The sequence below is a fragment of the Nonomuraea sp. NPDC048916 genome, assembly GCF_040649575.1.
In the GTDB taxonomy this organism is placed as follows: Bacteria; Actinomycetota; Actinomycetes; order Streptosporangiales; family Streptosporangiaceae; genus Nonomuraea.
In genome coordinates, this window is record NZ_JBEZFS010000087.1 from 1 (window position 1) to 5,198 (window position 5,198).

At 67.5% G+C, this 5,198-nt stretch carries 5 protein-coding genes and 1 pseudogene; 2 read left to right on the forward strand and 4 right to left on the reverse strand.

Annotated features, from left to right (window positions below):
- Positions 1-145, forward strand: a pseudogene (locus AB0C16_RS39645) (ATP-binding protein); the annotation flags it as partial.
- Positions 146-170: 25 nt separating this feature from the next.
- Here the strand turns inward: AB0C16_RS39645 and AB0C16_RS39650 are convergent.
- The 4 genes from AB0C16_RS39650 to AB0C16_RS39665 all read right to left on the reverse strand — a co-directional run bounded on the left by AB0C16_RS39650 (position 171) and on the right by AB0C16_RS39665 (position 3,731).
- Positions 171-1,106: a methyltransferase gene (locus AB0C16_RS39650; protein WP_357691238.1), complete on the reverse strand. Its 936-nt coding sequence runs from the start codon at positions 1,104-1,106 to the stop codon at positions 171-173.
- Positions 1,107-1,198: 92 nt separating this feature from the next.
- Positions 1,199-1,978, reverse strand: coding sequence for an ABC transporter permease (locus AB0C16_RS39655; RefSeq protein WP_357691240.1), 780 nt, complete (start codon positions 1,976-1,978; stop codon positions 1,199-1,201).
- Positions 1,975-2,751, reverse strand: coding sequence for an ABC transporter permease (locus tag AB0C16_RS39660; protein ID WP_357691242.1), 777 nt, complete (start codon positions 2,749-2,751; stop codon positions 1,975-1,977). Before AB0C16_RS39660 ends, AB0C16_RS39655 begins: the two co-directional genes overlap by 4 nt.
- The gene (locus AB0C16_RS39665) at positions 2,748-3,731 is read right to left on the reverse strand and encodes an ABC transporter substrate-binding protein (protein ID WP_357691244.1); all 984 of its coding nucleotides are present in this window, start codon (positions 3,729-3,731) and stop codon (positions 2,748-2,750) included. Before AB0C16_RS39665 ends, AB0C16_RS39660 begins: the two co-directional genes overlap by 4 nt.
- 388 nt (positions 3,732-4,119) lie before the next feature.
- Here AB0C16_RS39665 and AB0C16_RS39670 point away from each other — a divergent pair.
- A partial coding sequence (locus AB0C16_RS39670; RefSeq protein WP_357691246.1) for a nitrate- and nitrite sensing domain-containing protein occupies positions 4,120-5,198 on the forward strand: 1,079 nt, incomplete at its 3' end.

Here is a 5,198-nt window from a genome sequence, read left to right on the forward strand (position 1 = left end):
GGTGCGTGACGCTTTGACGCTGGCGCCGCATATTCCGCTGATCCGGTTGGATGCCCGGTCCAAGGATTCGGTGAAGAGCGCGTTGATCAATCTGGTCGAGCACGCGCTGACCGTCCGGATGGCCGTACCAGGCTGGAGCGGCTAGCGCCGCCGCCCGGCACGGCCTCCGATCACCTGGGCGTGGCCTCGATGAGGCTCGCCCCGGCGGCCAGCTCGATGACCCGCTCCAGGCCCAGCCCGGCCTGGTCGAGCAGCTTCGCGTACTCCTCACGGCTGCGCTCGGCGCCTCCGTCGAAGACGGCCAGCATGCGCATGTCGATGTCCTTGCCCAGATGCGGCGCGTCGTCGTCGGGCAGCACCACTTCCAGCACCAGCACCCGGCCGGAGGATGCCATCGCGTCGCGCACGTTGCGCAGGATCCTGACCGCGTCGTCGTCGTCCCAGTTGTGCAGGACGCTGGCGAGCAGGTAGAAATCGGCGCCGGCCGGCACCGAGGCGAAGAAGTCGCCCGCCACGACCTCGCAGCGATCGTCGAGCCGTTCGGCGGCCAGCAGCTCCCTGGACCTGCCGACGACGTGCTCGAGATCGAACAGGACGCCGCGCATGTTGGGGTTGGCCTGCAGGACCGTGGCCAGGATGTGGCCCTTGCCCCCGGCGACGTCGACCATCGTCCCGGTGTCGGCGAAGTCGTAGCGCTTCACCAGGCTCTCGGCGAAGGGCACCGCCCGGGCCATCATGTAGTCGTTGAACAGCTGTGCCGTGCCGGGATTGGCCGCCAGATGCTCGTACAGGTGGCCGTACCTCGCCGCGAACGCCGACTCGCCGCTGCGTACGGTGGCCGGCAGGTTGCGCATCGCGTACCACAGGCCCTCCTCGCCGAGCATGCGGATCGACGAGCGGATCGAGCCGGGCGCGTCCGAGCGCAGTGAGGCGCCCTGCTCGGTCAGGTCGTAGCCGTCGGTGCCGCGGGTGCGGACCACGCCCATGCTCGCCAGTTCGCGTAGCACCCGGCGCAGCGACGGCGCGTGTGCCCCGCACCGCCGGGCCAGCTCCTCGGTGTCGAGCGGCCCCTGCGCCAGATGGTCGGCCAGGCCGAGCTCGGCCATGGTCAGCAATGCTGCGAAGCGCGAGATATCGGATACGGCTCTCCAGAGGAGAGCATCTGATTGAGACATGTGCCCTTCCAGCGAGGTCGCGGTCAGGTGAGCCGGTTGGCGTGCCTGTGCCAGGTCAGCACCCGGCGCTCCGCGAGCACGAACAGGGAGTTGACCAGGTAGCCCAGGATGCCGAGCAGCGCGATCGTGGCCCAGACCGCGGGGGTCTCGAAGCTGCGCTGCGCCTGGAGGAGCTGGTAGCCGATGCCGTCGGTGCTGCCGAAGAGCTCGGCGAGGACCATGAGGATCAGCGCGAGCGACAGGCTCAGCCGCAGGCCCGCGAAGATCTTGGGCGAGGCGGCGGGAATGACGACCACGCGCAGGCGCTGCATCCTCGACAGGCCGAAGACCGTGGCGGTCTCGGTGTAGGTCCGGTCCACCGACTTGGCTCCGTCGATCGAGTTGAGCAGCACCGGCCAGACCACGCCGAACACGATCGTGGCCAGCTGTGTGGCGAGCCCCGCGTGGAACAGCACGAGGAAGAAGGGCACCAGCAGCGGGGGAGGGATGGCGCGGCCGAACTCGATCAGCGCGTCGACGTAGTCGGTGGCCACCCGCGAGCGGCCGAGGAGCACTCCGAGCACCACGCCGATCAGCGCCGCGATCAGCCAGCCGCTGAACATGCGGCCGAGGCTGGGCAGAATGTTGTCGATCGCGTCGTCGGTGAGGAACAACCGGCCGGCCGGCCCGGAGAACCACATCTCGTACATGCTGGAGACGATCGTGGTCGGCGGCGGGAAGTCGGTGTCCTCGAGCGCCCGCGTGATGAGCTCCCACACGACGATCACCACGGGGATCACCCAGATCTTGCCGAGTGTCTTCATGATTCCGACGCTCCCGTCCGCACCCGGTGCCAGTGGAACAGGCGGCGCTCCGCGGTGACCATGCCCAGGTTGGCGAGCAGGCCGAAGATGCCGGCCCAGAAGGTCGCCGCGAGGATGAGGTCGGTCCGGTTGCCGCTGCTGGCCTCGATCACGTAGACCCCGATTCCCGAGGCCCCTCCGGCGAGCAACTCGGCGCTGACCGCCAGGATCAGCGCGATCCCCGTGGCGATCCGGACCCCGGTCACGACGAAGGGCGCGGCGCTCGGCAGGCTGACCCGTCCGAGCACGGACAGCGGCCCGAACCCGAAGCTGCGCAGCGACTCCTTGGCCAGGGGATCGACGTCCTGCATGCCGTACAGGGTGTTGATCAGGATCGGCCAGATCGAGGCGTAGACGATGACCGACACCTTCATCATCTCGTCGACCGGGATCAGCAGGATCGCGAGCGGGATGATCGCGACGGAGGGGATGGGGCGCAGGAACTCCAGCAGTGGCCTGATCGCGCGCTCCACCGGTGGCAGCGCGCCGAGCACCACTCCCACCGGGACGGCCACGGCGACGGCGACCAGCAGGCCGACCGCCCAGTTGATGAGGGTCGTGAGGACTCCGTCGAGGAAATCACCGTCGACGACCAGGCGCGCGGCTTCGTACAGCACGGTGGACGGCGCCGGGAAGACCAGACCCTCGCTGAGGCCGAACCGAATGAACAGCTCACCGGCGATGAGGAACCCCGCGGCGCCGGCGGCGCCGCGGAGCAGTCGCGCACGTGTCATCCCGCGGGCGGGGCCACGAGGAGCGACTTCACGTCGACCGGACTGTCGATGTACTTGTACTCCAGCATGAGGTCGGCCACCTTCTGCACGCGGTTCTCGCTCAGCGCGCTCGGGAACGTGCCCAGGGTGATCACCGACGCGGTCTTCGCGTCGATCTTCGTGTACGTGGGCAGCATGGCCTCGATCTCCTTGCGGTCACTCGAGGCGAGCTCCTGGGCCTTGGCGATCGCCCGCTGGAAGGCGGCCAGGGTCTTGGGGTTCTTCTGGGCCCACTCATCGGTGGCCATCCAGGCGGCGATGGGAAGGTCCTCAGTCTGGCCCGTCATCGTGTCGGCGAGCTTGCGGAAGCCCAGCCCGCTCTGGGTGGCGGTGATGAACGGCTCGGTGATCCAGCCCGCGTCGGCCTGGCCGCTGCTGATCGCGTTGCCCATGTCCGGGAACGGCTTCTCGGCGAACTTCACGTCGTCCTTGGTGAGGCCCGCGACCTTCAGCTGCGTCTCCACGGCGAGCGTGGCGATGTTGCCGAGGTTGTTCACCAGCACGGTCTTGCCCTTGAGGTCGGCGACCGTCTTGATCGGCGAGTCCTTGGGAACCATGATGTTGAAGGTGTTGGGACCGGCCTGGTACATGTCGGCGACCAGCTTGATCTTCTCGCCCTTGCTCGTGGCCACGATGGTCGAGACGTAGTTGGTCTGCGAGATGTCCAGGGCGCCGCTCTTGATCTGCGGCATCGCCGCCGCGCCACCGGTGATGGTGACCGGCTCGACCGTCAGGCCCTCTTCTTTGAAGAAGCCCTTGGCGTTGGCGATATACATGGACACAGCGTCGGGAATGGGGAGTGCCCCGACCTTGATGGTGGTCTTCTCCAAGCCGTTGCTGTTGGCGGACGAGCTCGGCTCGCTGTCCCCGCCGCAACCGGCCAGGGATAGAGCGACTGCGGCGCCGAGAACGAGGGCGCGACAGCGCAAAGTGCGTGTCATGGGGGGTCTCCTACCCGGGGAAGCTTCTGGAGATCAACATCGAAAGATGACGAGCTGGAAGCGTACCGGAGGAAAGATTGGACCTGAAGGCTGGTCAGCCAAGACGTTACTTTGTCTGTGTAATATGACGTAACTGCCCCATAGCAGAAAATATGCGCTTAAAGCATGGTTAATGTCGGAATGTCCGAATTTGCGATGATAGCGCTCCGTGTGCGTGGACTAGCCGCATGAACACGGCCTCCCTTGGAACGGTTGAATACGTGTGAGACGTTGGCTCAACTATGAGGTTTGTGCTCAAATTGGGCCCGAACTTGCCTGCGATCACCCGTCGGCGTGACGAAGCCGCTCTTAACCCCAGAAGCAGGCCCATGGCGAGAGGTTGCCACAAGTGAGGACAACGACGACCGACTCCGGTCGTGGCAGGGCTCCGGACGCGCCGCGAGAGTCCACGACCGGCGCGGCGCCGGCCGAGCCCCTGCCCAAGTCGGGTAGCCCGCTCGCTCTGCGCAACTGGCGCGTACGCACTCGCCTCATCGCCCTCATCGCCATCCCCACGATCGTCGCCGTGCTCCTGGGTGCGCTGCGGGTCACCACCTCGATCAGCAGCGCTGATCAGTACCAGAAGCTGGGCAACGTCGGCGCCCTGGTGGCGCAGTTGGGCGAGCTCTCGCGCGACCTGGGTCTCGAACGGGACCTGGCCGCGCGTTACGTCGCCTCCGGAAAGCGACCGGCCGAGACACAACGCCTCGAGACCCAGCACACCGTGGTGGACGCCAGCGTGCGCCGCACGAAGACGATCGCGGCGACGGCCGAGCCGTCGCTGTCCGAGCTGGGCCGCAACTCGCTGGCGCGCATCCGCACCCGGCTGGACCAGCTTCCCTCGCTCCGCGACACCGTGACCAAGACGCAGCTGCCGCCCCTGCCCACGATGGAGAAGTACACCGAGGTCACCGCCGACATGCTGCGCCTGTTCGACGAGCTCAGCCAGGGCTCGACGGACGAGCGGCTGGTCGCCACGAGCGCCGCCCTGCGGGCCGTCGCGCGGGCGGAGGAAGAGGCCTCCAAGCAGCGGGGTCTCCTGATGATCGCGCTGGTCAGGGGCGAGTTCGAGGGACCCGAGTTCAACGCCTTCGTCGACGCCCGCTCCCGGCGCGACAGCGAGCGCACCTCGTTCCGCGCCGTCGCCACGCCGGCCCAGCGCCAGTTCTACGACGACACGGTCGCCAGCGTGAAGATCGGCCGAGCCGAGCTCTACGTCGGCCGGGCACTGCAGCTGCACAACTCCGGCGCGTCGCTGCGGCGGCTCGACACCACGACCACCAACGACATCAACCGCTGGTTCGAGTCCATCAGCGAGACCGTCGACCGGCTGCACACCGTGCAGAAGTCACTGTCGGAGCAGATCGCCACGCGAAGCAGCGACATCCAGGGCAGCGACCGGCAGGTCGCCGCGATCAACATCGCCCT

Bases quoted from the DNA above. Each gene is read 5' to 3' on its own strand.
- AB0C16_RS39650 (WP_357691238.1), bottom strand. From the start codon at position 1,106: ATGGCCGAGCTCGGCCTGGCCGACCATCTGGCGCAGGGGCCGCTCGAC.
- AB0C16_RS39655 (WP_357691240.1), bottom strand. From the start codon at position 1,978: ATGAAGACACTCGGCAAGATCTGGGTGATCCCCGTGGTGATCGTCGTG.
- AB0C16_RS39660 (WP_357691242.1), bottom strand. From the start codon at position 2,751: ATGACACGTGCGCGACTGCTCCGCGGCGCCGCCGGCGCCGCGGGGTTC.
- AB0C16_RS39665 (WP_357691244.1), bottom strand. From the start codon at position 3,731: ATGACACGCACTTTGCGCTGTCGCGCCCTCGTTCTCGGCGCCGCAGTC.